The sequence below is a fragment of the Paraburkholderia sp. JPY465 genome, assembly GCF_050436725.1.
GTDB classification, from domain to species: Bacteria; Pseudomonadota; Gammaproteobacteria; order Burkholderiales; family Burkholderiaceae; genus Paraburkholderia; species Paraburkholderia youngii.
Genome location: NZ_JBNDMT010000007.1, coordinates 170,777 through 194,226, shown reverse-complemented (window position 1 = coordinate 194,226; position 23,450 = coordinate 170,777). Strand labels below are relative to the sequence as shown.

The following is a 23,450-nucleotide window of genomic DNA, read 5'->3' as shown; positions in this document are numbered from 1 at the left end:
GCCGGATAGATTTACGCAAACCCAACGCGCCAAAAAATTCAGCATTGCAAAAACGGGGGTGACCATAGATAAACCTCCGCAACAGGAGCACACATCATGACCGAAACCGATGTAAAAGAGCGCGCCTTCGCGATGCCGCTCACGAGCCCTGCGTTTCCGCCGGGCCCGTATCGCTTCGTCGATCGCGAGTTCCTCATCATTACCTATCGGACTGAATCCGGACGTACTTGCCGAAGTGATACCCGCGCCGCTGGAGATGACCGATCCACTCGTAAAATTTGAATTCATCCGGATGCCTGATTCGACCGGCTTCGGGGATTACACGGAAAGCGGCCAGGTCATCCCGGTCCGGTTCCAGGGCCAGGTGGGCGACTATGTGCACGCCATGTTTCTCGACGATGAGCCGCCAATTGCCGGTGGACGCGAAATCTGGGGATTTCCCAAGAAGCTTGCATCTCCGCAATTGCGGATCGAAAAGGACACGATTGGCGGTGTCCTGAGGTACGGCCCGGTTCCGGTAGCAGTCGCGACGATGGGTTACAAGCATCGCGCGCTGCCGCACGACAAGATTCTCGCGTCGCTTTCGGCGCCGAACTATCTACTCAAGATCATTCCGCATGTCGATGGCACGGCGCGAATCTGCGAACTCGTGCGCTACTTCTGCGAGGACATCGCCGTCAAGGGTGCGTGGGAAGGTCCAGCAGCGCTAGAACTGTTCCATCATGCGCTCGCGCCTGTCGCGTCGCTGCCGGTACTGGAAGTGATCTCGGGCGTGCACATCCTTTCCGATCTGACTCTTGGCCTTGGCACGGTGGTTCACGACTATCTTGCCGAGTGAGGAGAACCATCATGAAACTGCAAGGCAAGTCCGTCATTATCACGGGCGCGGCAAGTGGCATCGGCAAGGAAATCGCCATTACCTATGCACGCGAAGGCGCGCTGGTCGCCATCGCAGACCTCAATCTGGACGCTGCCAATGCGACGGCGGAAGAAATCCGGGCGGCGTTGTCATGGGTACTGTAGGCCAATGTCTCGGCACATGCATAGTTATCCTTATCAGTCAACCGTCTCAACCGGGTCTGAGACGGTCCAGCCATGCCATGTTGCGAGACGTTCTTTCAGGATAGCGCGATGACGAGCGGCGTTCATCTGATGTCTTGATAGCGCGAAGTGCTGACGGATCGGGCCGAAGCACGAAAGACAAGCCTGCGTGCGATGCGCCTCGCGAAACCCGCACATCTGGCGTTCCCGCCTACGGGTGGGCTGGTGGCTGTTCTCGGCGCGGTTGTTCACGCGTGCGGCCGCTTTGACGAAAACGTGCTTTACCTGAGCAAGCTCAGGGATATCAGCCTTCGCGGCCGGATAACTGCGCAGCTGGTCGGTAACGATCTTGCGTGGCACCGGGTTTGAACGTAGCACCCGCCGGAAGAAGCGCTTTGCCGCGGCCTTGTCGCGACGCTTTTGCACCAGCATGTCGAGTTCGGCGCCATGCTCGTCGACCGCGCGCCACAGGAGATACGGCTCACCGCGCAGCGTCACGAATACCTCGTCTAAATGCCAGGTGCTGCCGGGCTTGGGCCGCACCGGTTTGGCACGCTGAGCGAATCCAGCGCCGAACTTGTCGCACCAGCAACGGATCGTTTCATATGCGACCACAACGCCACGCTCAAGCAACAACTCCTCGATGTCGCGCAGGCTCAGGCTAAACCGGAAGGCAGTATGACTTTGCGTGAGGCAGGGGCTGGCCCGCCGTGGGGAAACTGAACGCGGGTTAGCATCGCTGCCAGAGCCGCACGGTGTGGACGGTGCCACACCCGGCGATTTCCAGCACGGAGGCCAGCATGCGAAACGATAGCACGGTGTACGTTGGACTGGATTTTCACAAGGCTCGATCACGGTCGCCTACGCGATCGACGCGGGCGAGATCGAACTGCTGGGCAAGACCGGTACGACCGGGGCCGACAGGTTCTGTTGCAGTAAGGCCCACGCTAAAATTGGGTAGCGAATTTTTGAGCTGTGCGATGAAGAAGACGAAGACACCGCGAACCACCCTCGCGCCGGGCCTGGCCAAGGTCCTGAAGCGCCTTCACTACCCGCTTGAAGTGATTTTGCTGTGCGTGCGATGGTACGTGGCCTATTCGCTGAGTTTGCGCAATCTTGCGGAAATGATGGACGAGCGTGGTATCGCGGTGGATCATTCGACGGTGTACCGCTGGGTCATCAAACTGATGCCGCTCTTCGGAAGGAGCTTCCGCCAGCACAAGCGTCCGGTTGGGGAAAGCTGGCGAATGGACGAGAGCTATATCAAGATCAAAGGCGAGTGGAAATATCTTTAGGGCAGTGGACAAGGCGGGCGACACGGTCGAATTCCTGCTCATGGCCAGGCGGGACAAGGTCGCTGCCCGGCGGTTCTTTGAAAAGGCGATCGCCCATAATGGTACGCCAGAGACCGTGACCATCGACAAAAGCGGCTCCAATCTGGCCGCACTGGATGCAGTGAATGCCGATTGCGAGACGCCGATCAAGGTCCGTCAGATCAAGTACCTGAACAACATTGTCGAACAGGACCATCGGGCTATCAAACGCCGGATCCGGCCGATGCTGGGATTCAAGAACTTCCACCGTGCGAGGGTCATTCTCGGCGGCATCGAGGTAATGCACATGATCAGGAAAGGACAGATGAAATGTGCGGGCAAAGACCCGTCGTCTGCTTCCCAGCAGTTTTACTCCCTTGTGTCATAAGCAATACTTATCATATCGACATTTCTCGTCCCGACACCGTTACTGCAACAGAACCATGTTGGGCGCCATGCCACGATTGAAGATCGCGCGTCGGTTGGCACGACAGTCGTAGACGCCATCCAGACTGACGATTGCGCCTTGCAGGTCTGCGCCGATGGCGCGGGCCATTGCAGTGAGTTTCGGCAGCGCCTCGCGCAGCAGGGGCGATTCGTTGCGGTTACCTGGGGCACTGACGAAGGGCGCGATGACGTTGCAGTGGCGATCGCAGAATGGCACCACCTTGTCACCCTTCAGATGTTTGTGGCCGCTGTAGCCGAGGTTGTCACCGCCTTTCTTGGCGGCCGTCGTGGTGCCATCGCCGTGAACAACCGTTAGATCAAGCAGGCTGTCGTCATGAAGCCTGTACCGAGCCAGCAAAGATGGCATCGGTGGGCTTTGTTCAGCAGGGCAGAGCCGCAGTTGGTTGCAGACGCAACTAGGCATTTTTGACGCAAACAGCCTTGCCGAAACTGTTCCACAGATTCACGAGGTTCGCGATAATCACGCCCTCGCGCTGCTGCGATTCGGTTTTGCGCGTCAGTAGCCGCGCGCCGATGCAACGCTTGATTCGCGAGATCTGCGCCTCGACCAGCGCGCGCTGGCCGTACCCGTATTTGTTGCGGAACGCATGGATGCCCTTGTCCTTGATGTACCGAACGAGATGGTCGTGCCAGCGCGTCGCCGGCTGATTGTGAACGACCGCATTGGCCGGTGGGGGAATCACCGGCAGCACGCCGCAGGCTGATCACGCCTCGGTCTGCGCAATACTGTAGTACGCGCCGTCGGCGATCACGCAGTCGACGTTCGCGTCGACTGCCAGCATCGCATTCAGGCCCGCCTCGTCGGAGACGTTGTCCTCGGTAATCGCGATCTGGTGGACATTCATCTCCGGGTCGATCGACAGATGCATCTTGCGCTACGGCGTCTGGCTCGCGTCGCGCCCGTACTTTTGCCGATGCCATTCGCTGGCCCGGCCAAAGTTCATGCCGCTGCTGTCGACGATCAGGCTGATGGCTTCGCCGTTGCGCAGGCGTTCGGCCACGCGAGCGCAGCGTTGCTTGACCTGAACCTCGAGCGTACGGAACCGCTCGCTCAGAAGCCCGAAACTCGGTACCCCGATGTCGAGTCCGCGCAGCGCCCAGAATTCGTGCATGTGGCCGGTGATCTGCCGCATGCCCCAGCCGAACAGCCGATAGAAGATGAAGATCGGTTCGAGGTACGCATCGCTGTACGTCCGGGACTGACCCGACACGCCCTTCTGGTAGGGCGTGTCGTTGATGAACAGCGCCTTCAGGTCTCCGTCGGGACAATACAGGCTGAGTTGCCCGCGCCGCTTCAGGCTTTCGTTGTACTCGTGCGCGTTTGTTACCGCATAGCCCGGCTTCGCTCGTTTGCGCGGTTCGCCCGTCTTCAGTCTTGCCTTGTAAGGCATGAAAGCTCGCTCGTCGGATAGATCACCGGACTCCTTCTACCCGACCCACGGCCGCCGCGCAAGCGGCCCTCTTGAACAAAGCCCGGTCGAACGAAAAACGCGGCCACCATGTCGGAAACAACCATCGTTAGGTTTGCCTGAACGGACAGGATGTCCGTTCAGGCGTTCATCAAACGCGTCCCGTATTACGGACAATTGCCGATGACATAGTATCCGGCAGACGTCTGCGCCAGCGTGTTCGAATAAAAGACGTTGTCCAGCCCCATACTCTGGTTCGACCCGTTCGCATAGGCCGTGCCGCCGGAATCATGCGCTCGGCTCGCTTGTACATGTGCATAGTTAGTGGTCGTCGTCTCGGTGCACACGAAGCTCGATTGCGTCGTCGCCGAGACTGACGACGATTGGGCGCTCTCACCCGCATTTGGATCGATTTCGGTCACGGTGTAGGAATAGGTCGTCCCAGCGATCAACCCTGAATCGGTATAGCTGGCAGATGCGGACGAGCCCACCTTGCTTCCGTTGCGATAGACGCTGTAGCTGGTGGCATTTGCAACGGCATTCCACGAGAGAGAAACGGTCGTCTGTGTTGTTCCCGACACTGCGAGGCCGCTCGGTGCGGAGCCTGACGGTGCAGGCCCCGACGCCGCGCGGAGGTTATTCTTGACCCAATAGTCCATCAGGAATGTCGGATAGTTGATGCGGGTTGCATCCACGTAGTTCGCGTTGTTGCCGCCGGTTCCGGCCGGCCATGCGTGCGACATGCCGGAAACTGAGATCTCGTGCGTCCGAACCTTTCCGCTGCTGTCGGAATACGGCGTGTTCGTTCCGCCGCCCTGAATCGTCACCTTCGCCCCTTGGGTAAAGGTGCCGCCATAGAGGATTCGAAAAGTGGCAGTGTCGAGTGGGCCGTACGCCTGCGCGACCGTGTAATCCGACGTCCCCCAGACCGCGCCGGCGATCTGCGTTGAGAATTTGCCGACGTTCGATCCTGCCCATGCCCTGCACTGGTTCGCCGCGGTCGTAGCCGTATAGCCGCTTGGCACATAACCGATCTGCGCCGTGGTCGTTCCAGGCGGCGGCCCGGCATTGATACCGATTCCGGCGAAGATGTCGGGGGCAATGCAACCCAGCACCATCGTCATGCCACCGCCCGAGGAGAGGCCCGCGACGTACACCTGATTGGGGTCGATCGCGTACTGCGAATTGGAAACAAAGCGGTTCACTAGATCCAGCAGCACACCGACATGCCCGGTACCGCGGCTCGGGGACGTGTTCGCATAATCCCAGCAGTGGTTGCTATAAACGTTGCCGGTCGCGTTCGGCGCCAGAATGATCGCCCCGTACTGATCTGCAATTGCTTTCCAGTTGAAACCGGCCGCACTGCTGCTGTTGATCACGTCGCCGGACGCGGTCTGCAGACAACCGTGCAGCACAAGTATCAGTGCCCGCTGGCCATTGGGAGTGGTGGGCTGGCTCGCCGGCCAATAGTAATAGCCGGTCAGGTTGCCGCCATTCACCGAATCTGTGGCCCAGATCTGCTGCCCACTCCAGGTTCCGGGTCCGGGCGTGACCGCGGCCAACGCAGGAGTCGTCGCCAGCGCGACGAAGAAGCCAACAATCCATCGTCTTTGGGGTCGTGAGAGCGGTTGCATAACGTCTCCTTTAGTTGTATGGACACTGCTGTCGAGAGGCAAGCACCCCGGGACGTGGGGGCATTTAGACTCGATGGGATGATTGGTTCGCGATGCGAAGTGACAATTCGCCATCTTCGTCGAGAAGCAAACGGACAGAACCGCCGCCCCTAGCACCGCCGCGAACCACAAGCAGCGTCCATGCCATGCCCATTGTGGATACGGCATCGCGCCAGCGGAGCCACGTAACCGTCGGGCAAGGCGCGTCCCTCAACGCTCAAAGACCGCTTTCCCATCCTTTTCCGCCACCCCTATGCAGTCCGACATTGAGGAATCCACACTTCATTTCCGGAAATGTGCTAGCACCAGCCACAGAACTGGATTGGTAGGGGAAATCCCACTCCCGCGCGGATCCACAACTTGAGACACTGCTCGCCTTCGTCTCTGGTCCGAGACGGTTCATAGCAAGCTGGACCGGGCGGCGCTGTCACACGAGGAGAAGATCCGAATGGCAACCGAGGTCGGCACAATCCTGAGCGACTACAGCTATGTCTGGCGGCGCGCTGTGCGTTCGCTCTTCGACACCCTCATTAATTCAAGCGAGGGCACCCTGATCGTCGACCGACAGGCCAAAGTCGTCTGGATCAGTGAGAAATATGCTGCTCACTTCGGCTTTGCCGATCCCAAGATTGCAATTGGTCTCGATTGCGAGACCGTTGTCCCAAACAGCCTCTAGTCGATAGCAATCAATCAGGACTCTCAGCTAGCTGTTTTTTTGCTTCGAGCTGTTGTCTTGATAGAAGGTCAGCTTTCTGCCCCAACTGCTTCTTCGCTTCCAATTGCTGTCTTGATACTAAGTCGGCTTTTTGCGCCAGTTGCTTCTTTGCTTCGAGTTGTTGCTTTGATAGAAGGTCTGCTTTCTGTGCCAACTGCTTCTTAGCTTCCAATTGCAACGCAACAATATCGTGGCTCATGATGGCTCCGATAGCTTGAACGTCGGGATCTTGGATATAACGAACGCTTTCTGCTCGCGCGTAAGGTTTTCGAGTAGCGCCTGCGGTGTCAAGGCTTTTGGATCAAACGCACAACATTCGGTAAGGCTTGGGTTCTCTCCTTTTTGCAAGCGCCGGACCTGTTCATCGAATCCCGCCTGACAAAGGTTCGAAAGTGGACATGAAAGGCACGGTGTGCGGTCCCTCGTTGCCGGTAGGTACTTCTGTTCGCTAATACAGTACTCTTCGAACTCGGGCCCGTCATACCGACTGGTTGCAGGATAGCTGAATGCAGGTTTATCTTTCAAAGTCTCCTCCAGAGTGGGGCGTCGGCATCCGTCTGCGAGAGTTAAACAGCGGTACGATTACAGCAGCATAGATTTTCGGCAGGGAAAAGAGCGTCGGCGATCAATTCATCGGGAACCGCGTTAGCGGTTTCCGATGTGCTGACATGCAAATCACTTCATGCTTACCCGCACATTGTAATGAACGCGGCAGCAGCACCAGCAGCGGGGGCGGCGGCTTTTCGGACGGCAATCTTTAGATTTTCCCCGCCAATTATCAACGCATCCCGGTCGTCTGTCGCTCGTGGGTCTTCGCTCGATAGTGCGTCCACTTCCTTGATGTCGACTTTCGTTCCGCGTGGGACTACCACTGTCAGTGGTTGCGTAGCCATGTTGATTCTCCAAATATGAACGGTAAAGGCGAAACGGGCTGCGTCTGCAGATTGCTGACGTACCGATCGGCCTATGGAATGTCAGTTCGAGCGGCGCGAGCAAAGTCGAAGTGAGAGCAACCTCTCCTTGCCAAAAGAATGCACCGTTACTAATCTAGTACAACGTTGTGCGCAGCGATAGCAGAACCTGAGTTAAGAAAAGACTAAATGATCCATCCGGCATAGACTCTTCTTCCGAGGCATCCACTATGACATTCGATCGCTGGAATCGACCGCGTCTGCGTCACTGCACACTTGTCATCGATGTTTCAGGTCGTTTAACGATGATCGTGGGAAAAGAAAGATTTGAAATTGAACAGGTTGCCGGTTCGCGAGAACAATTCCTTAGCATGAAGCGTTATTTGGATGGCCGGCATACCTGTGAAGAAATATCAGTAGTGTCCGGTTAAATTTCGAATAGATTCAGCTGGTTAGCGGATTGCGTCATTTCTGGCGCCTGTAGATCAGGCCTCAAGGCGCATGAAATCTCGGTTTTCTCGAACACGGAGACCGAAAGAATCTGTAGCAATGTGTAGAGCGAGGCATCGAGTTGAAGCTCCTTTTTGACAATTGCGATCAGTACGTGGGTGGAGACCGCACACCAGATTTGCATCTTGACGGCGTTCTCGCTTGTGCCAAGGAATCGCTTGATGCGCAGGTGCCGTTTGATCCACTTGAAGAACAGTTCGACCTGCCAACGGTTCTTGTACAGCGCGGCGATGGTCAAGGGCGGCATCGTCGTGTTGTTGGTCAGGAAGATCAGGTTCTTGCCAGATTCCGGATCCTTGAAACGGATGCGCCGCAAACGTTCCCGGGTAGTCCTGCGAAGCGCGGAAACCGTTCAGAGCAATACTCTGATCGCAGATCACACCCGTGCTCCGGTCGGTGGCGGTCGAGTAGACGCGGCGCGCGTTCATGTTGCTCGTGGCGCGCGTAACAAAGAAAGCACCCGCCTGATGCAGCTTGAAAAGTCGTGCGAAGTCGAGATAGCCGCGATCCATGACGTAAAACGCACCGGCTTCTATGGGCAGGAAATCAAGCACGCCCACCTCGTGCATCTTGCCGTCGCTGATGTGGATGAACGCGGGAATTGCGCCACGCAAATCCAGCAGCGTATGCATCTTCACTGCAGCCTTGGTCGTGCGAAACGGCGCCCACTGGAACAAGGACAGGCACAGGTCGATCGTCGTGGCATCGAGCGCATAGACCGTCGCATCGAGGTCGATGTCCAGCGACTCGGTCGCGTAGAGCGCACGGGCACGGGTGATAAGCCGCATTGCCAGCGCATGATAGATACGCCAGTCTCGCAGGTTCAACGCGTCCGACAAGGTGGAGCGTGCCGGCACGTTCTTCAAACCCATATGAAACAGCTTGCTCTGATTCGCAGCGAGGCAGGCCTCGATGTCGCGCAGCGATTCGCGCCAGGTCAGCTGCGCGAAGGCCATGATGCGAAACAGATCCGCGCAACCCAGCGTGCGCACACCCGCGTCGCCGCGATGTCGATCGATGATGCGGCCAAACGTCTTCCAAGGCACAAACTCCATAACTTGCGCAAACAGCGTCTTGCCCACGTTCATGCGCTACCCCGGGTCGTCGAAACCCGAAAGGATCGCAAATGCTGCTTTCGAAATTCAAATCGTGGACACCCTCGAAATCCTCAAACCCCGCGTCAGCAGGCGCCCTCCAGCCTGTCGACCTCAAATAAACCGGACACTACTGTTAAGGAAGCTCTGCAGAAGTCGTTTTCGTAGCGGCGATTTTCCACACGCATCGCAGTCTGAACGGCGACGACATTCCTTGTGCGGAGATCGCCCGGTACAGTCACCAGTCGGAGGCTGTACCGGTGAAACATATGCCCGCACCGGCTCCATCTTAAGCGTTTCGCAAAGCTCTGCGCGCCATCCACAAATTGCTCAAAGCGAACAACGTGGTGATCTGGGCAGTGTTTTTCATCAAACCGCGATAGCGGGTCTTCGCATAGCCGAACTGCCGCTTGATGACGCGAAACGGGTGCTCAACCTTGGCACGGATACCGGCCTTGAGCCGCTCGATCTGATCGTATATCGCGTCCAGAGGATTACTCTGGTCCAGTAGTCTGCGCTTGCCCGGTCTCATCGCAACATGCCAACGAGCTGCGTCGGCCTTACAATGCTTTTCGATTCCCTGATACCCGGCGTCAGCGTAGACATCCGTCTCCTTGCCGTGCAGCAACGCCTGGGCAACGGTGGTGTCGTGCACATTGGCCGCCGTTCCAATGACTGTATGAACCAGTCCGGAGTCTGCGTCGACGCCGATGTGCGATTTCATTCCGAAATACCAGTTGCCGCCTTTCTGCGTCGAGTGCATTTCCGGATCCCGGGTGCCGGAACCGTTCTTTGTCGAACTGGGCGCGGCAATCAGGGTGGCGTCGACTGCGGATCCAGCCTTTAGCATCAAGCCCTTCTCCGTCAGGATCTCATTGACCAGTGCGAGCATTTGCGCGGCCAGCCCATGTGTTTCAAGCAGATGGCGGAACCGGAGAATCGTGCTTTCATCCGGCAAACGCACCATGCCGCCGTCGAGACCCGCGAACTCGCGATACAGCGGCACGTCGTACAGCGCCTCTTCCATTGCAGGGTCCGACAGACCGAACCACTGCTGCATAAAATGAATTTGCAGCATCGTCGCGATCGGGAAAGGCGGCCGTCCGGTTTTGCCTGCCGGATAGTGCGGCTCGATCAGCGCAATCAGCTTCGACCAAGGCACGACACGCCGCATCTCATCGAGAAATTCCCGCTTGCGCGTGCGCTTGGTTGACAGATCCAGGTGAAGACCCAACTGCGACATTACTCTTCTCCTCAACTAATTCGCGATGCTTCCAGGATAGCTGAACGGGGCGTCAATGCCAGGACTTTTGCAGACCTTCCTTAACAACTTTAGTTGTGTGAGCGTCCAGTTCTTTCAACACTGTAATGCTTAAGGCGTCCATTAAGATAATCTTTCTTATCTTAATAGCATTGCTGCCGAGCGATTCTTGGCAGAAACTCGCAATTCACACATGCCTTTTCATGTAAAGGGCAGGAGCGACCGTGCTTGTTTGAGAAGCGCATGCGACGCGGCAAACTCGTTACGTCCAGCCATAGTTACAGCGGCGTCACTGGTGCGCGCGAAGAGCTCGTCGTCGGACGTCTCGACCACATTCAAACCGAGGCCAGGCTCGTCGAATTGGCGAAAGAACGCGAGCATTTCGAACGCATCAAGCCGCCCGTCTTGGGGACCAGCCTTGGCCAGAATTTCGGCGGCGGCTGCCAGTTGTCGGGAGGCTGCGAGGAATCTGGTGCGCTCCACGACGGTCTCCTTATTAGTCGCGGTTGCCAATTCTTCTGAGAGTCTAGGCTGAGGTATTCAACTGCGGTAGCGAATCAGTGCGGTTGCGCTACTGGGCCTACGTTGGTGAGTCCACGACGCTCAGGATAGGGCTGTCCTCGAGCGTCCGGGCGTTGTATCAGGAGAACCGCTGGTCGTTGCCATGGATGTGCGACGAATTGCGACGGAAACAAGTCAGCATTCGAATGCGAGACACCATGACGGGCGGGGCAACCTCTGCAAGCAGTCGTCGGACAAACGTGTGAACGCCGCGGTCTCAGTCGTCGAACTCACCCGCCTCGAGTGCTTCAGCGAAATCCGAGAGCCAGGGAGCGAAGTGATCGGTGTCGTAGGTTGCCGTCTTCCCGTTAGCGATCCGTGTTACGGAGATCCGCCGGCTCACCGCCTTGCTGGCGCTCGCCGGATGGCTGTCATTGTCCGTGATCCTGAAGTCACGTAGATCGAGTCCCCGGCAGGCCAGCACGGCTTTTACGTCTTTCTGTTCGTCCCATGAAAACTCGGTGAGCGGAAACCATCCTAGCGTGGTGGGCGTTATACATGACAGCGACAGGGGAGCGAGCGCATCGATCTTCAGCTTCTTGAGAATGGCCAGCTACTGGCGCAAGGCGCCGTACAGCGCTTCGTGAGTGGCGTCAGTCTTGGTGACGCTTCGGCGGGAGCGTCTGCAACCTGTAGCGCCATGGTTGCGATGGACGTCCTTAAGCAGGCCGCTTGGGTCATTTGTGGCCTGCGACGCAACGGGAAAACAAAGGCGCTCGTCCGTGTTTCGGACGCTCAGGGAAAAACTAACAGCGCTTGGACACCACGCCGCGGTTCGGCGACTCCCTCAAGATCAAGCCGATAACCCCACTGCAAATGAAGGGTCGGATAGTTGGGGCTATCCGCCCCTTCATTTGCGGACATTTTATTAGTCAGAAAATTACTTTACTGATTTTCCGGGCCAGGTAGCTGGGCTGTGGGGCCGGCGGCCGCCCGCCAGGGCGACACCTGTGGGAAGCGAACGGTGTCGCTTCCCCGGGAAAGCGCCGTCCCTCGCCGCAGCTGTCCATCGACCCAGGCACGGGTACCAAGCCGGAATGTGTTCGTCGTCGCCGCTCGCGCGTGACCACACCTTGGCGGACCGCTTCCGTGCTTGCCCGCGCCGGTTGGGGCACGCCCGCGGATCGGGTAGGATGACGGCTTCACTTCTCCACCTCTGGAGGACAATCAATGAACAGGCAGAAACTGGTCGATGCCGTCGCCGCGAAGACGGGCACCACCAAGGCGCTGGCCGGCGAAACCCTCGATGCGGTGATCGGTACCATCACCGCCGCGGTCACGCGGGGCGACACCGTGCAGCTGGTCGGCTTCGGGTCGTTTTCGACCGGTGCGCGTGCCGCGCGGGTCGGGCGGAATCCGGCGACCGGCGCCGAAATCCAGATTGCGGCGGCGAAGACGGTCAAATTCACGGCGGGCAAGGCGTTCAAGGATGCCGTGAACGGTGCATGAGAGCACGCATGCTTCCCGACGGTCACTTCGCGGCCGGAAAGGTGTTTCAGGACACGCGGAACGGAGTCCAACGCTGAGGCTCGCTTCCGCCGCCCGAAAGATGTGATTCAGACGTGCCATTGAGCTAACGGCGACGCCCACGCCGCGCCGGATGCCGCGATCTGCGCCTATAATGCGTCTGTCTTATTAAGTATCGAATTCAATCAAGATGCCGCAGGTCAACCCCAAAATCCTCGTATGGGCTAGAGAAGCTGCGGGCCTCGGCATCGACGAGGCCGCCAAATCGTTGCAACTCGGAGGTGCCCGGCAAAGCGGCCATGAAGCTCTCGAGGAGTATGAGCAGGGCGCGAAGGCTCCGAGCCGACCCTTGCTCCTTAAGATGGCGAAGGTCTATCGGCGGCCGCTTCTTACGTTCTATCTCCAGCAACCTCCCGTGAAAAGCGCACGGGGCGAGGACTTCCGAACACTTCCCGGAGGCCGCGAGTTCGAAAGTGCCCCCAAGTTGGATGCCCTCGTCCGCGATGTGTTCGTCCGCCAGCGCCTGGTGAAATCGATTCTCGAAGACGCGGACGAGGCGGAGCCCCTAAATTTCGTCGGCAGTATCGCGTTGACTCAACCTGTGGACGAAGCGGCCAAGGTGATCTGCAAACGGCTCTCGTTAGATCTGGACGAGTTTCGGCGTAGAAAAACTGTCGAAGAGTCGTTCAACTATTTGCGCGGACTGACTGAGAAGCTGGGCGTCTTTGTGCTTCTCATCGGAAACCTTGGCACGCATCACACGGCACTTAGCACGGAGATATTCAGAGGTTTCGCGTTGGCAGAAAAAGTGGCGCCGTTCATCGTTGTCAACGATCAGGATGCGAAGGTCGCATGGTCGTTCACTCTGCTTCATGAGTTGGCGCATATCTGGCTTGGACGTACTGGCGTGAGCGGAGCCGATTTCGGGCAGAAGATCGAGCAGTTCTGCAATGAGGTCGCAAGTGAGATTCTTCTGCCTGAGGCCGAGATGGACGAACTTCGGCACTTGGGCGGCGATCGGCACGAACTGATTTCGGCTGTCAGCACTTTCGCGAGCCAACGTAAAGTGAGCCGCGCCCTCGTCGTCTATAGACTGCTTAAACGCCGCCAGATTGATAGCAAGCAGTGGTCGGAGCTTACGGAAGAGTTCCGTCGGAACTGGGAGGCGGAGCGAGCCAAAAAGAAGGAACAGTTAGCAGACGCGGCGGGAGGCCCGAACTACTACGTGGTGAAGCGACATCGGGTAGGCAATGCCCTCGTTGAAGTCACACGTAGAGCGATAGCAGAGGGCTTTGTGACACCGACCAAAGCGGGTCGCATCTTAGGAGTCCGGCCGACCAATGTTCAAGCGTTGGTAGGGGCTGCATGAAGCTCTATCTTCTTGACGCTAACGTACTGATCACCGCCAACCGCGACTACTACTCGATGGAGATGGTACCGGTATTCTGGGACTGGCTGCTTCACATGGCCGAGCGAGGGCATGTGAAGATGCCGATTGAGACTTTGGAGGAGGTCCGCGACGGTGGCGGGAAAGTTAAAAAGGATGCCCTCGTTACATGGCTCAATCGCGCAGACGTTTATGAGAAGCTGGTTTTGCGAGAGGATGCCGACCCAGAAATCGTTACGAATGTCATCGCGAACGGCTACGCTCCGGACCTTGATGAAACGGAGCTTGAAGAAGTTGGGCGAGACCCCTTCTTGATCGCATACGCAGCAGCGGACCCCGACAACCGCGTTGTGGTGTCGATCGAAGTATCTGCGCCGGGCAAAAAGCGAGCGAATCGCCGCGTGCCAGACGTGTGCCACGACAATGGCGTTTCGGTTTGCAACACGTTTACGATGTTGCGGGAGCTTGGCTTTACGACCGCTTGGATCAAGCCGGCGCCCTAACGGGGCGATCATTTGACTTCGGCTTTACTGAGAGGAAACTCGGCTTTACGTGGCTATTGCCGTAAGTGGTGTCCAGCTCGGTCAACCTCGCTCGCCTGACCGCCGGAGGCCAAAAATTGGTCGCTGCTTTGGCGGGATATTGGAAGGCCCTTCGTCACGAAAAAGTTGCGCGACCACCGTGCCGCGCGTAGCGGACAATTATTGCTGTCGAAAGACAAGTGCTTGCAAGGGGCTTTGTCCGGATGGGGGTATTGCAAAGATGGTGCGGGTTGTGTAGAAGCGCAACATCATGAAGCCAGCGTTGAATAATGCCATATAAAGCCAGACTAAAGACGGGTGAACCGCGCAAGCGCAAGAAGCCGGGGTACCGGGTGACGAACGCGCGGGCGTATAACCAGAGCCTGAGAAAGGGCGGCATGATCAGCCTGTATGTGCCGGGCGGCGATCTGAAGGCGCAGCTTATCAACGCAAAGATCCGTACGCCGGGCGTGTCGGGGCGTGAGCCGACCTACACCACGGCGTACATCGAGCTGATCTTTACCTTCTACCGGCTGTTCGGTTGGGGGATGCGGCAGATCACCGGCTATATGGAGGACTACTGGAAGACTCGCGGGCTGGACATCCCGGTGCCCAGCGCCAGTCAGCTGGGCGAACGGTTCGCTTCACTGGAGGTGAGCGTCACGCAGCGTTGCGAACAGCTGGCCCGACGTCTCGCGCGCGGCGGGACGATCAGTCTCATGGTCGACAGCACGGGATTGAGCTTTGGGCGGGCGAGCCAGTGGTACGAGGCAAAGTACGCCCAGAAGGCCGCGCGCACGCCGTGGCGCAAGATGCATCTGTCGATCTACGCTGACATGAACGTACACGCGATCCGCATCACCACTACAGAAGTATCGGACAGCGAACGAATGGACGCCGTGCTGCCCGCTGACGTGCCGATGGATCGGGTGATTGCCGATGGCGCGTACTACAGCATCGAGCGTACCGAAGCGCTTTCAGGCGCGGGCGTGACGCCCGTCATCCCACCGCCAGCTCACGCTGTCGTACACGGCGAGGAGCGAACCCGCCGGCATGACCAGATCGTCAGATACGTCGAGGACAAAGGCATCTATGCATTTCACAAGAAATACGGCTACGGTGTGCGCTCGCTGGTCGAGGCGCAGATCTCGCGCATCAAGCGCTGCATCGGCGAGCGCCTGCTGACGCAGGAGCTTGCGTCGCAGGAAGGCGAAGGCATAATCATCGCCAACCTGCTGAACCGGTGGAACGCCTTCGGCAAACCGGTTTGCGTCAAAAATGCATAGTCGCGTCCATGGCACGGGAACTCGTAGCCATCCGGACAAAGCCCCTGAGAGGATCTTTCATTCTCTAGTCTGAGGCCTGATTCAGATATGGCATCAACACGAACATCTGCGGCTTGTCGACCCCATTGGTTGGTTCAATCGAATATGGATAGTTGCCCCATAGCGGACCACCTGCCCAATATGCAAATCCTGTCCACACATGGGCGTTCCCGTGCAGGAATGCCAACACATTGCCAAGAGCCTGGTTGCAGGTATCGTTTGCACCCGTGCCGATTTCTCCGAGGAACCCATGGTAACCGTTACTTTCCAACCACGTGGTGAAGTCTTGCAGACGCTCTACGCCGATGCTGGCGCTCACACAATCTGGCGAACTTCCCGCGCTGTTGCTGTCGAGATATTGATGCACCTCGAAACACGAAGTTGTTCCCCGGATCCCTAACGTCCTTCATCACCGTTGCATTGGGAGTGCCGTACCAGTTCTGGGTCCAACTATGCGCCGCCGTCCACGCATTACCGGGTACGAACACCATATTGCTCGCGCCGGCAGCGCGTATCGCGGCCAACGCGGCGTTGGCCGCTGATAGCCATTGCTCGGTCGGCATGGAATTCGGCTCGTTCATCAGCCCGAACACAACTCGCTTATTGTCCTTGAATTGGGATGCGAGGCGCGACCAGAAATCGGCGTAGGCGCTATCAGGTACGGCGCTCGAGCCAATCACATTGCCGCGATAGCGTGCATAGTTGTGTGGATCTAACACTACGGTCTCGCCGGACGCCGTCACGGGTTTGACGAAGGCGACAAGGCGTGACAGCTCTGTGACATCAAACGGTCCGTTGAGGGTCGGCTGCAGCCGCTCCCAGAGAAAAGGCAGACGCACAATGTTCATACCTTTGTTCTTGTAGTAAGCCACACTGTCGGCAGTCGGATACCTATAGTCACTGCCATAGTTGCCCGGTAGGCTGCCAGGCGCGAACTCGGCGCCGGCCAAACTGACGCCACGCCAGAGCAGACCGCGAGTGCTCTGAAGCCGTTGGCAAACCTTCGGCGCACCGGAGAGCGGATTCTTCCCAAAGAAGCCAGAGTCACATCGCCCTGAATCATTTACGGTTTTCTCGACCCAGACGGCGCCTGCACCAAAGCGCACGGTCTGCGCGGCGTCTACAGTGAGCGCGTCGCCCTCGTCAGCGATCGTCAGCCAGATAGGCGATCTTGAAGAGAAAGGTTTCGCCGTCGCGTTATTGACGCTGTCGGTGCGAGACTGGCTTTGCGGGGCGTACCCCCCGTTGTCGCCACAACACGCGCCGAGCAGTACAGTGATGAGAGCTGTCCCCAAAAAGTTGCGCCAACGCTCAGGTTCGATGAGCGAGCTTCCGGGTTCCAATTCCATGATGCAATGAACTCCACGACCAGGGTCTGTTTACATTCGATGTAAATGTGAGTACATCTCGTCTTTTGCGCGAGCAGGCCAAGATGGTTGGAACGTTACTGAGCGATGATGTATGGGCACGAATCGGAGTTAAAGTCAAATCTGGTGTATGCGGTCTCGGCGTAATCAGGCGGCTAGCGATTGCTGAGCCGGTGTGCTGTCGGTCACCGGTTCTCCATCCTTGAACGTCATCCCGTCAAGCATCGAAGTGAGCTTTTCCGGGGCGCGGATGCGCCGCCACGATTCTTCGGCCGACTCGATCAGCTTGAACGCCAGCCCGAGGAACGTCGCGCGCGATACACAGTTGCGCGTGCGTTTCGTGCGATGGCGCACCGTCGCAAAGGTCGATTCAATCGGGTTCGTGGTGCGCAGATGCTGCCAGTGTTCAGCCGGGAAATCGTAAAACGCGAGCAGCTCGTCACGATCTTCCGTCAGCTTTTCGGCGACCTTCGGGTACTTTGCCGAGTACGCGTCGACGAAGTGATTGAATGCGGCCAGTGCATCAGCGCGCGTGGCCGCCATCCAGATGTCCTGCATCGCCTTCTTGCCTCGAGCCTGCTGCGATTTCGGCAGCGCATTGAGCACGTTACCCATCTTGTGAAACCAGCAGCGCTGATGCTTCGTCTGCGGGAACACTTCCTCCATCGCGGCCCAGAATCCCATCGCGCCATCGCCGCAGGCCAGCAGTGGCCCCGACGGCAGGCCGCGCTTCTTCAGATCGAGCAGCAGTGCGCTCCACGATGCCTTCGATTCCCGGTAGCCGTCACCGATGGCCACACGTTCCTTCGTCCCGTCCGGTTTGACGCCAATGATCACCAGCAGGCACTGGCCGTCGGAATCGTCGCTGCGCACACCGGTGTGAATGCCGTCGGCCCACCAGTAGACCCAGCGCGCCGACGACAGCTCACGCCGATTCCACTGCTCATGCTCATCGGCCCATTGGGCCTTCAGCCGGCTCACGACGTTCGGCGACATGCCGCTGACCTGGCCGCCCAGCATGATGCCCATAGCTTCGCTCATGTCGCCCGTCGAGATGCCTCGCAGGTACAGCCACGGCAGCGCTGCCGACACGCGCGCGGACTTGCGCACGTACGGCGGCACGATCGTCGAATTGAACCGGATGCCCGAGCCCGAACGATCCCGCACCTTCGGCACCTGAACCGTCACCGGACCGATCGCTGTGACGACCTCGCGCTCGGGCAGGTAGCCGTTGCGCACCACGGCACGCCGGCCGTCGATCGACTTCACGTTGCTGTACTGTTCGAGCATGGTCGCCGGTTCCACCTCGACTGCCTGCTGAATGATCTGCCGCGCGCCTTGCTGGATCAGCTCATCTAGCACGCTTTTCGTTTGCGCTTTACTGCTGTTCGCTTCTTGCGTAATCTTCTTCATGGTGGTCGGGTCCGGCCTTCTCGGGTTCGCTGGTTGTGCCTTTGACAAGCAACATTCTCGCTAGACCGCCACCGCCTTCTCAAATTCCCGCCGCTCCCGCTGTACACCAGATTCGACAATAGCTCACGAATCGAATCCGTCTTGCCCGGCAGGGAAGGCGATCCGGGGCGAACGGCGACCGACAATCGTCGGTTTGTTGAGCTGTCCTCTGGATCGGCCGGACGGCTCCCCGTGGCGCGATTTGCCGAAGGCGTTCGGCAGATGGCATCGGTGTACGTGCGTTTCTCCCGGTGGCGTCGCAAGGGTGCGTGGGAAACCGTGATCCACGCTGTGGCCGACGAAACCGAGATCAAGCATGTGTTGATCGATTCGACCATCGTGCGCGCGCACCAGCATTCGTCCGGAGCTCGAAAAAAACGGTCCGCAAGCGCTCGGTCGCTCGCGAGATGGATTGACCACCAAGTTGCACCTGGCTGTCGATGACGCCGGACGCCCCCTGCGGTTGATTGCCACCGAGGGACAGGTTTCCGATATTACGTGCGGGAACGAACTGGTTGAGCATCTGCGCACCGGTGCGGTCATCGCTGACAAGGGCTACGACTCGAACGCCTTTGTGGAAAGTATCCGCACTACTCGTGCGAAGGCCGTAATCCCGCCGCGTTCGAACCTGAAGACCAAGCGTCGCTATAGCCGCGTGCTGTATCGGACCCGGAACATCGTCGAACGCTTTTGCAGTCGTATCAAACATTTTCGTCGTGTCGTCACTCGCTACGACAAGCTCGCAGGGAACTATCTCGCCTTCGCTTCGCTTGTCTGTGCCTTTGGACCGCTCGTGAGAATGTGAACAGAACCTGGAGAATGAAAGGGACTTCCTCTCTCGCTGGTGTCGCTGAACGTTCGCAACGTCATCGTGGCACATTGATGCCGACTCGCGCTTCCGCCGCAGCCTCGGGACGGGGAAGTCCCTACATCCGCTAAGCCTGTGCCTCGGAATGTAGTAAAGCATAAACGAATAAACAAGGACCAAATCAGATAGGTGAAGCCTGAACCACGGCATTGAGGGGAATGAAGGCGCCGCTGCAATCGACCGGCGCAGCTTGACCGGGTGATCCGGATACCTGAACGTCCCTGGACGTTGAGGTCACAATCTTGTCAGAAAAGCTCACTGGGCCGGGACCGAGCGCATAGTGCGTTGCAAAACTTTCCGCGAGAGCTGGCTGTTTATCATCGAACACCACGTTGTCCAGGCTGATCACGAGTGGATTCTTCTGCTTCTTGTTTTCATACCCCGAGAATGTCAGCCGTCCGCCCCCATACTTCTTGCTGCCGAGATAGTGAAATCGGTGGACGGCAATCTGAAGGAAGTTCGGGTACAGTGTGCCTGACGATGAGCTGTAATACGAGTCGAACACTAGTGGCTCCGCGACGTTGCGCATGCACACGTCGCTGTATGATACAGCGCTCACCTTGCCACCTCGCGACGAACTAGACTTGATCCGCAAGCCGTTTCCGTTTGGACTGTCTCCTCCATCCATCGTTAGATCAATGATCGCGACGTTACTGATTCCCGCATTCGTCTCGCTGCCAATCGACATGCCGTGTCCATAGTAGAAGTGGTTATGCGCGAACATCAGGTTCTTGCTGCCAGGTGATGCACTAGCCTTGATGGCGACGTGGTCGTCACCTGTGCTGATATACGAATAAGCCAGCAACACGTTGCGTGACTGAGCGGGATCGAAACCGTCAGTGTTCTTCACGGTGTCCGGCGTGAAACATGTAGCGGGGGTCTTCTGGTCAGGTGTGGTGCCAGAGGGACAAGCATACCCGCTGACGCTGTACGCGAAGCTTGGTGCCAGGACCTTTATATTCCATGCGACTACTCCCGCAACGCCATCGGTGACAACATGGAAATTGGGCGAGTTCTGCAAGGTGATGCGATAGAGTGTGAAAGCGGAGCCTCCCGTCACCTGGACAAGCCGGGGATTTTGCTGGTGTAGTCCGGAGATCTTGTTTTGATAGGCGACGTCCCACCAGGTGCGCCTGCCCGCATTGGCGCCGCTGGTGAGCAAGCTGCCACCACGACCGTCGATGGTCCCGTCACCCAGAATCGCGCTGCCCGTAGTTGTCTGTGCAAGTATGAGCGGATTGCAAGATTTTTTATTTGATGTAGTCGCAGTACCGCACGTTCCCGCACCATTATCGAAGTCTGCGGGATTGCGAGAGGCGAATAGCGTCACGCCTCGGTCGATCCACAACGATACTCCGGATTTTAGCCTGAGCGGACCACTGAGAAAGCCGGGATCTCCTGATGCACCGGTGACAAGCTTAACCGCTTGGCCTGCCGGACAGGCGTCGATTGCGTCTTGGATGCGCGCGGTGTCCGGATTGGACGAAGATGCATTCGCGTCCCACATATCGATGGAGCCGTTGACCGGCGCAAGCGATGCTTCGAGCCGCCTGCAGACGGTTGCAGGTAGTGACGGTTCGTTGACTGTGCCCCATTGTGTCTTTACGGGCCGTAACTTGTCCGCTGACGTGGATGCCAACGCGGGCGCAATCACGAGAAGTGACCCTATTGCGATGCGCGCGAGCCTTTTGCCGGCAAGTCCACGCAGGACGATCCCGGATGTTGGCATTGTGTTCTCCTTAGGGTCATGTTGCAGCGCTTCTGTAACAGGATGTACAGTTCAGTCCCGTCCTCATCGACTGCACGCCATAGCAGGTGAGGTTTACCGCGCAGCTCCTGCATCAGCCCATCCCGATGCCAGGTCGAGCTCGGCGCGCCGGGTCTTTCCCTGCGATTCGTGAGGTATGCAGCCCTGTTTATTCTTCAATTCAGTCCGCCCTTGTTGGTTGGCCAGGGGCGTATGCAATAGCTGAGCCAACGTCACGATATGCGCATCCATTCTGACAAGAAGGGCATTATGACGAAGAAAATGGCTGCACCGGTTAGCCAGGATCCCTGAGGCGTTTTAGCAATCGCTTAGAGACGGAATCAAAAAGACACCGCTGGGGGCTGTTAACCTTTTCGGCAAGCTGTAATGGGATGGTCACCCCCACCTCGCAGCCGGTAATTTCCTTCGGAGGCCACTGTCATGCAGAACGTCACGTTGGTAGGAATTGATCTGGGCAAGCATTCTTTCCATCTGCATGGCCAGGACAAGGCCGGCAAGGCAGTGTTTCGCAGGAAGGTTTCACGCAAGCAGCTCGTCGAGTTCTTCGCAACGTTCCACGCCTGCACGGTCGTGATGGAAGCCTGTGCCGGTGCGCATTGGCTGGCACGTAAGCTCGGCGAGTACGGACACTGCGTCAAGCTGATCTCGCCACAATTCGTGCGTCCATTCGTGAAGAGCAACAAGAACGACTTCGTCGATGCTGAGGCGATCTGCGAGGCTGCATCACGGCCTTCGATGCGGTTCGTCACGCCGAAGAACGAGTCGCAGCAGATCCTGTCGGCGCTGCACCGGGTCCGCCAGGCCCTGGTTCGGGATCGAGTACGCACGACAAATCAGATGCATGGATTCCTGCTCGAATTTGGCATCAGCTTGCCCGTAGGCCATGGCGTCGTGAAGCGCCTTCCTGTCGTACTGGCCGAACACCAGTTACCGCCACGACTTATCGCGATCCTTGAGCGATTGCACGACCATTTCAAGTACCTTACCACGCAGATCAGTGAAGCGCCCCGGGTTTTCCGGAGACTCCACTTCTTGAGAAAATGGAGCTATGGAAAACACGAAGAAGAAGTCCCCGAGGTACTCGCCGGAAGTTCGTGAGCGGGCTGTGCGAATGGTACTGGAACATCAAGGCGATCGCGAATCGCAATGGAAGGTGATCGCGTCGATCGCAGCGAAGTTTGGCTGCTCGGGCGAGACGCTGCGTAGCTGGGTACGCAAGGAAGAGCGGAATCGGGGTTTGCGCCCGGGCACGAGCACGCAGGAGCAGGATCGGATCAAGGAACTGGAGCGGGAAGTGCGTGAGCTTCGGCAGGTCAATGAAATCCTGCGCAAGGCGTCAGCGTATTTCGCACAGGCGGAGCTCGACCGCCGACCGAAGTGATGATCACGTTCATCGATGATCACCGGCACGTCTACGGGGTCGAGCCGATCTGCAGGGTGCTGCCAATCGCCCCGTCGACGTACTACACGCATGTGGCCCGCCGCGCCCATCCTGAGCTGGTGCCGGCGCGGGCCCAGCGCGACAGGATGCTCAAGGACGAGATCCAGCGTGTGTGGGAAGAAAACTTCCAGGTCTACGGCGCAGACAAGGTCTGGAAGCAATTGAAGCGCGAAGGCATTGTCGTGGCGCGTTGCACGGTCGAGCGGCTGATGAAGCAGATGGGCCTGCGCGGTGTGGTGCGGGGCAAGACGGTCCGCACGACAGTGAGCGATGGTTCGACGCCGTGCCCGAAGGATCTGGTGAAGCGGCAGTTCACGGCCGAACGGCCCAATGCGCTGTGGGTGTCAGATTTTACGTATGTATCGAGCTGGCAAGGCTTCGTCTATGTCGCGTTCATCATCGACGTGTTCGCCCGGCGCATTGTCGGCTGGCGCGTCTCGAGCTCGGCGCGAACGGACTTCGTTCTGGACGCACTGGAGCAGGCCTTGTACGAACGACAGCCGGCGCAGCAGGACGGGCTGATCCATCACAGCGACCGCGGCGTGCAATACGTATCGATCCGCTATACGGATCGGCTGGTCGAGGCTGGCATCGAGCCATCCGTGGGCAGCGTGGGCGACTCCTACGATAACGCGCTGGCTGAAACGATCAATGGCTTGTACAAGGCAGAGGTCATTCACCGCCTCGGGCCGTGGCGCAATCTGCAGGCCGTTGAAATGGCCACGCTCGAATGGGTGGACTGGTTCAACAATCGTCGGCTCTTCGGCCCCATCGGCAACATTCCACCTGCCGAGGCAGAAGCCGCTTACTATGCAAATCTCGCTGAGTCTGTCACTGTGGCATGACGCAAGCAAAACGGTCTCCGGAAAACCCGGGGCGCTTCACCTGTTGCCTCATG

18 protein-coding genes, 9 pseudogenes and 1 other annotated feature are annotated in these 23,450 nt (G+C 58.2%); of the genes and pseudogenes, 13 read left to right on the top strand and 14 right to left on the bottom strand.

Annotated features, from left to right (window positions below; genetic code table 11):
- Nucleotides 1-96: 96 nt before the first annotated feature.
- Both QFZ94_RS41460 and QFZ94_RS41455 read left to right on the top strand, forming a co-directional pair.
- Nucleotides 97-838, top strand: a pseudogene (locus QFZ94_RS41460) (acetoacetate decarboxylase).
- A gap of 11 nt (nt 839-849) precedes the next feature.
- Nucleotides 850-1,005: pseudogene (locus tag QFZ94_RS41455) on the top strand (SDR family NAD(P)-dependent oxidoreductase); the annotation flags it as partial.
- A 51-nt stretch (nt 1,006-1,056) separates the two neighbouring features.
- On the opposite strand, the pseudogene QFZ94_RS41450 reads toward QFZ94_RS41455, so the two are convergent.
- Nucleotides 1,057-1,713 (bottom strand): annotated as a pseudogene (locus QFZ94_RS41450) (IS6 family transposase); the annotation flags it as partial.
- A 128-nt stretch (nt 1,714-1,841) separates the two neighbouring features.
- Between QFZ94_RS41450 and QFZ94_RS41445 the strand changes: the two are divergent.
- Nucleotides 1,842-1,972 (top strand): annotated as a pseudogene (locus QFZ94_RS41445) (IS110 family transposase); the annotation flags it as partial.
- 49 nt (nt 1,973-2,021) lie between these two features.
- Nucleotides 2,022-2,742 (top strand): IS6 family transposase gene (locus QFZ94_RS41440; protein ID WP_429463834.1). Its coding sequence is split into 2 segments (ribosomal slippage): nt 2,022-2,335 and nt 2,334-2,742, totalling 723 coding nucleotides; the frame shifts between segments, so codons are not numbered across the junction.
- Between the two features lie 39 nt (nt 2,743-2,781).
- Here QFZ94_RS41440 and QFZ94_RS41435 read toward each other — a convergent pair.
- From QFZ94_RS41435 to QFZ94_RS41415, 5 genes are all read right to left on the bottom strand, one after another.
- Nucleotides 2,782-3,168 carry a hypothetical protein gene (locus QFZ94_RS41435; RefSeq protein WP_429463832.1) on the bottom strand — a complete coding sequence of 129 codons (387 nt, stop codon included), beginning with the start codon at nt 3,166-3,168 and terminating at the stop codon, nt 2,782-2,784.
- 49 nt (nt 3,169-3,217) lie between these two features.
- Entirely contained in the window at nt 3,218-3,505 is a 288-nt protein-coding gene (locus QFZ94_RS41430) for a transposase (protein WP_368599725.1), read from the bottom strand.
- Between the two features lie 21 nt (nt 3,506-3,526).
- Nucleotides 3,527-3,691 carry a hypothetical protein gene (locus QFZ94_RS41425; RefSeq protein WP_429463830.1) on the bottom strand — a complete coding sequence of 55 codons (165 nt, stop codon included), beginning with the start codon at nt 3,689-3,691 and terminating at the stop codon, nt 3,527-3,529.
- 6 nt (nt 3,692-3,697) lie between these two features.
- The gene (locus tag QFZ94_RS41420; protein WP_429463828.1) at nt 3,698-4,213 is read right to left on the bottom strand and encodes a transposase; all 516 of its coding nucleotides are present in this window, start codon (nt 4,211-4,213) and stop codon (nt 3,698-3,700) included.
- 185 nt (nt 4,214-4,398) lie between these two features.
- On the bottom strand, nt 4,399-5,865 hold the full coding sequence (locus QFZ94_RS41415) for an extracellular catalytic domain type 1 short-chain-length polyhydroxyalkanoate depolymerase (protein ID WP_410852986.1): 1,467 nt from the start codon (nt 5,863-5,865) through the stop codon (nt 4,399-4,401).
- Between the two features lie 487 nt (nt 5,866-6,352).
- Between QFZ94_RS41415 and QFZ94_RS41410 the strand changes: the two are divergent.
- A pseudogene (locus QFZ94_RS41410) lies at nt 6,353-6,577 on the top strand (AAA family ATPase); the annotation flags it as partial.
- Nucleotides 6,578-6,590: 13 nt separating this feature from the next.
- Here QFZ94_RS41410 and QFZ94_RS41405 read toward each other — a convergent pair.
- Nucleotides 6,591-6,818, bottom strand: coding sequence for a hypothetical protein (locus tag QFZ94_RS41405; RefSeq protein WP_429463826.1), 228 nt, complete (start codon nt 6,816-6,818; stop codon nt 6,591-6,593).
- A gap of 942 nt (nt 6,819-7,760) precedes the next feature.
- On the opposite strand from QFZ94_RS41405, the gene QFZ94_RS41400 reads away from it, so the two are divergent.
- Nucleotides 7,761-7,961, top strand: a complete 201-nt coding sequence (locus tag QFZ94_RS41400; protein ID WP_429463824.1) for a hypothetical protein — start codon at nt 7,761-7,763, stop codon at nt 7,959-7,961.
- On the opposite strand, the pseudogene QFZ94_RS41395 reads toward QFZ94_RS41400, so the two are convergent.
- From QFZ94_RS41395 to QFZ94_RS41385, 3 genes and pseudogenes are all read right to left on the bottom strand, one after another.
- Nucleotides 7,958-9,128 (bottom strand): annotated as a pseudogene (locus tag QFZ94_RS41395) (IS4 family transposase). The gene QFZ94_RS41400 and the pseudogene QFZ94_RS41395 sit on opposite strands and share 4 nt — an antisense overlap.
- Before the next feature lie 295 nt (nt 9,129-9,423).
- Nucleotides 9,424-10,377, bottom strand: coding sequence for an IS5 family transposase (locus tag QFZ94_RS41390; RefSeq protein WP_429462112.1), 954 nt, complete (start codon nt 10,375-10,377; stop codon nt 9,424-9,426).
- 219 nt (nt 10,378-10,596) lie between these two features.
- Nucleotides 10,597-10,878, bottom strand: a complete 282-nt coding sequence (locus QFZ94_RS41385) for a hypothetical protein (protein WP_429463822.1) — start codon at nt 10,876-10,878, stop codon at nt 10,597-10,599.
- A 1,245-nt stretch (nt 10,879-12,123) separates the two neighbouring features.
- On the opposite strand from QFZ94_RS41385, the pseudogene QFZ94_RS41380 reads away from it, so the two are divergent.
- The 4 genes and pseudogenes from QFZ94_RS41380 to QFZ94_RS41365 all read left to right on the top strand — a co-directional run.
- Nucleotides 12,124-12,405 (top strand): annotated as a pseudogene (locus QFZ94_RS41380) (HU family DNA-binding protein); the annotation flags it as partial.
- Between the two features lie 208 nt (nt 12,406-12,613).
- A complete protein-coding gene (locus QFZ94_RS41375; RefSeq protein WP_410852716.1) occupies nt 12,614-13,792 on the top strand; it encodes an ImmA/IrrE family metallo-endopeptidase in 1,179 nt (392 codons plus the stop codon).
- Nucleotides 13,789-14,313 carry a DUF4411 family protein gene (locus QFZ94_RS41370; protein WP_410852715.1) on the top strand — a complete coding sequence of 175 codons (525 nt, stop codon included), beginning with the start codon at nt 13,789-13,791 and terminating at the stop codon, nt 14,311-14,313. The genes QFZ94_RS41375 and QFZ94_RS41370 overlap by 4 nt, the downstream gene beginning before the upstream one ends.
- Nucleotides 14,314-14,621: 308 nt before the next feature.
- Complete coding sequence (locus QFZ94_RS41365; protein WP_429463819.1) at nt 14,622-15,617, top strand: IS5 family transposase; 996 nt, start codon at nt 14,622-14,624, stop codon at nt 15,615-15,617.
- A 64-nt stretch (nt 15,618-15,681) separates the two neighbouring features.
- Here QFZ94_RS41365 and QFZ94_RS41360 read toward each other — a convergent pair whose 3' ends face one another.
- From QFZ94_RS41360 to QFZ94_RS41350, 3 genes are all read right to left on the bottom strand, one after another.
- Complete coding sequence (locus QFZ94_RS41360; RefSeq protein WP_429463817.1) at nt 15,682-15,975, bottom strand: cellulase family glycosylhydrolase; 294 nt, start codon at nt 15,973-15,975, stop codon at nt 15,682-15,684.
- Nucleotides 15,917-17,005 (bottom strand): cellulase family glycosylhydrolase, encoded by a 1,089-nt coding sequence (locus QFZ94_RS41355; RefSeq protein ID WP_429463815.1) that lies wholly within the window; start codon nt 17,003-17,005, stop codon nt 15,917-15,919. Before QFZ94_RS41355 ends, QFZ94_RS41360 begins: the two co-directional genes overlap by 59 nt.
- A 165-nt stretch (nt 17,006-17,170) precedes the next feature.
- Nucleotides 17,171-18,436 (bottom strand): IS256 family transposase, encoded by a 1,266-nt coding sequence (locus tag QFZ94_RS41350; protein ID WP_429463813.1) that lies wholly within the window; start codon nt 18,434-18,436, stop codon nt 17,171-17,173.
- Between the two features lie 99 nt (nt 18,437-18,535).
- On the opposite strand from QFZ94_RS41350, the pseudogene QFZ94_RS41345 reads away from it, so the two are divergent.
- Nucleotides 18,536-19,280 (top strand): annotated as a pseudogene (locus tag QFZ94_RS41345) (IS5 family transposase).
- Nucleotides 19,281-19,464: 184 nt separating this feature from the next.
- On the opposite strand, the gene QFZ94_RS41340 reads toward QFZ94_RS41345, so the two are convergent.
- Nucleotides 19,465-21,072 carry a glycoside hydrolase family 28 protein gene (locus QFZ94_RS41340; RefSeq protein WP_429463811.1) on the bottom strand — a complete coding sequence of 536 codons (1,608 nt, stop codon included), beginning with the start codon at nt 21,070-21,072 and terminating at the stop codon, nt 19,465-19,467.
- 459 nt (nt 21,073-21,531) lie between these two features.
- Between QFZ94_RS41340 and QFZ94_RS41335 the strand changes: the two are divergent.
- A pseudogene (locus QFZ94_RS41335) lies at nt 21,532-22,113 on the top strand (IS110 family transposase); the annotation flags it as partial.
- A gap of 46 nt (nt 22,114-22,159) precedes the next feature.
- Nucleotides 22,160-23,397 (top strand): IS3 family transposase gene (locus tag QFZ94_RS41330; protein WP_429455868.1). Its coding sequence is split into 2 segments (ribosomal slippage): nt 22,160-22,454 and nt 22,454-23,397, totalling 1,239 coding nucleotides; the frame shifts between segments, so codons are not numbered across the junction.
- Nucleotides 22,450-22,566, top strand: a sequence feature (AL1L pseudoknot). It overlaps the preceding gene by 117 nt.
- Nucleotides 23,398-23,450: the final 53 nt, after the last annotated feature.

Excerpts from the sequence above, each read along its gene's own strand:
- QFZ94_RS41435 (WP_429463832.1), bottom strand. The coding sequence starts at position 3,168 with ATGCCATCTTTGCTGGCTCGGTACAGGCTTCATGACGACAGCCTGCTT.
- QFZ94_RS41425 (WP_429463830.1), bottom strand. The coding sequence starts at position 3,691 with ATGCATCTGTCGATCGACCCGGAGATGAATGTCCACCAGATCGCGATT.
- QFZ94_RS41420 (WP_429463828.1), bottom strand. The coding sequence starts at position 4,213 with ATGCCTTACAAGGCAAGACTGAAGACGGGCGAACCGCGCAAACGAGCG.
- QFZ94_RS41415 (WP_410852986.1), bottom strand. The coding sequence starts at position 5,865 with ATGCAACCGCTCTCACGACCCCAAAGACGATGGATTGTTGGCTTCTTC.
- QFZ94_RS41405 (WP_429463826.1), bottom strand. The coding sequence starts at position 6,818 with ATGAGCCACGATATTGTTGCGTTGCAATTGGAAGCTAAGAAGCAGTTG.
- QFZ94_RS41400 (WP_429463824.1), top strand. The coding sequence starts at position 7,761 with ATGACATTCGATCGCTGGAATCGACCGCGTCTGCGTCACTGCACACTT.
- QFZ94_RS41390 (WP_429462112.1), bottom strand. The coding sequence starts at position 10,377 with ATGTCGCAGTTGGGTCTTCACCTGGATCTGTCAACCAAGCGCACGCGC.
- QFZ94_RS41375 (WP_410852716.1), top strand. The coding sequence starts at position 12,614 with ATGCCGCAGGTCAACCCCAAAATCCTCGTATGGGCTAGAGAAGCTGCG.
- QFZ94_RS41370 (WP_410852715.1), top strand. The coding sequence starts at position 13,789 with ATGAAGCTCTATCTTCTTGACGCTAACGTACTGATCACCGCCAACCGC.
- QFZ94_RS41365 (WP_429463819.1), top strand. The coding sequence starts at position 14,622 with ATGCCATATAAAGCCAGACTAAAGACGGGTGAACCGCGCAAGCGCAAG.
- QFZ94_RS41355 (WP_429463815.1), bottom strand. The coding sequence starts at position 17,005 with ATGGAATTGGAACCCGGAAGCTCGCTCATCGAACCTGAGCGTTGGCGC.
- QFZ94_RS41350 (WP_429463813.1), bottom strand. The coding sequence starts at position 18,436 with ATGAAGAAGATTACGCAAGAAGCGAACAGCAGTAAAGCGCAAACGAAA.
- QFZ94_RS41340 (WP_429463811.1), bottom strand. The coding sequence starts at position 21,072 with ATGCCAACATCCGGGATCGTCCTGCGTGGACTTGCCGGCAAAAGGCTC.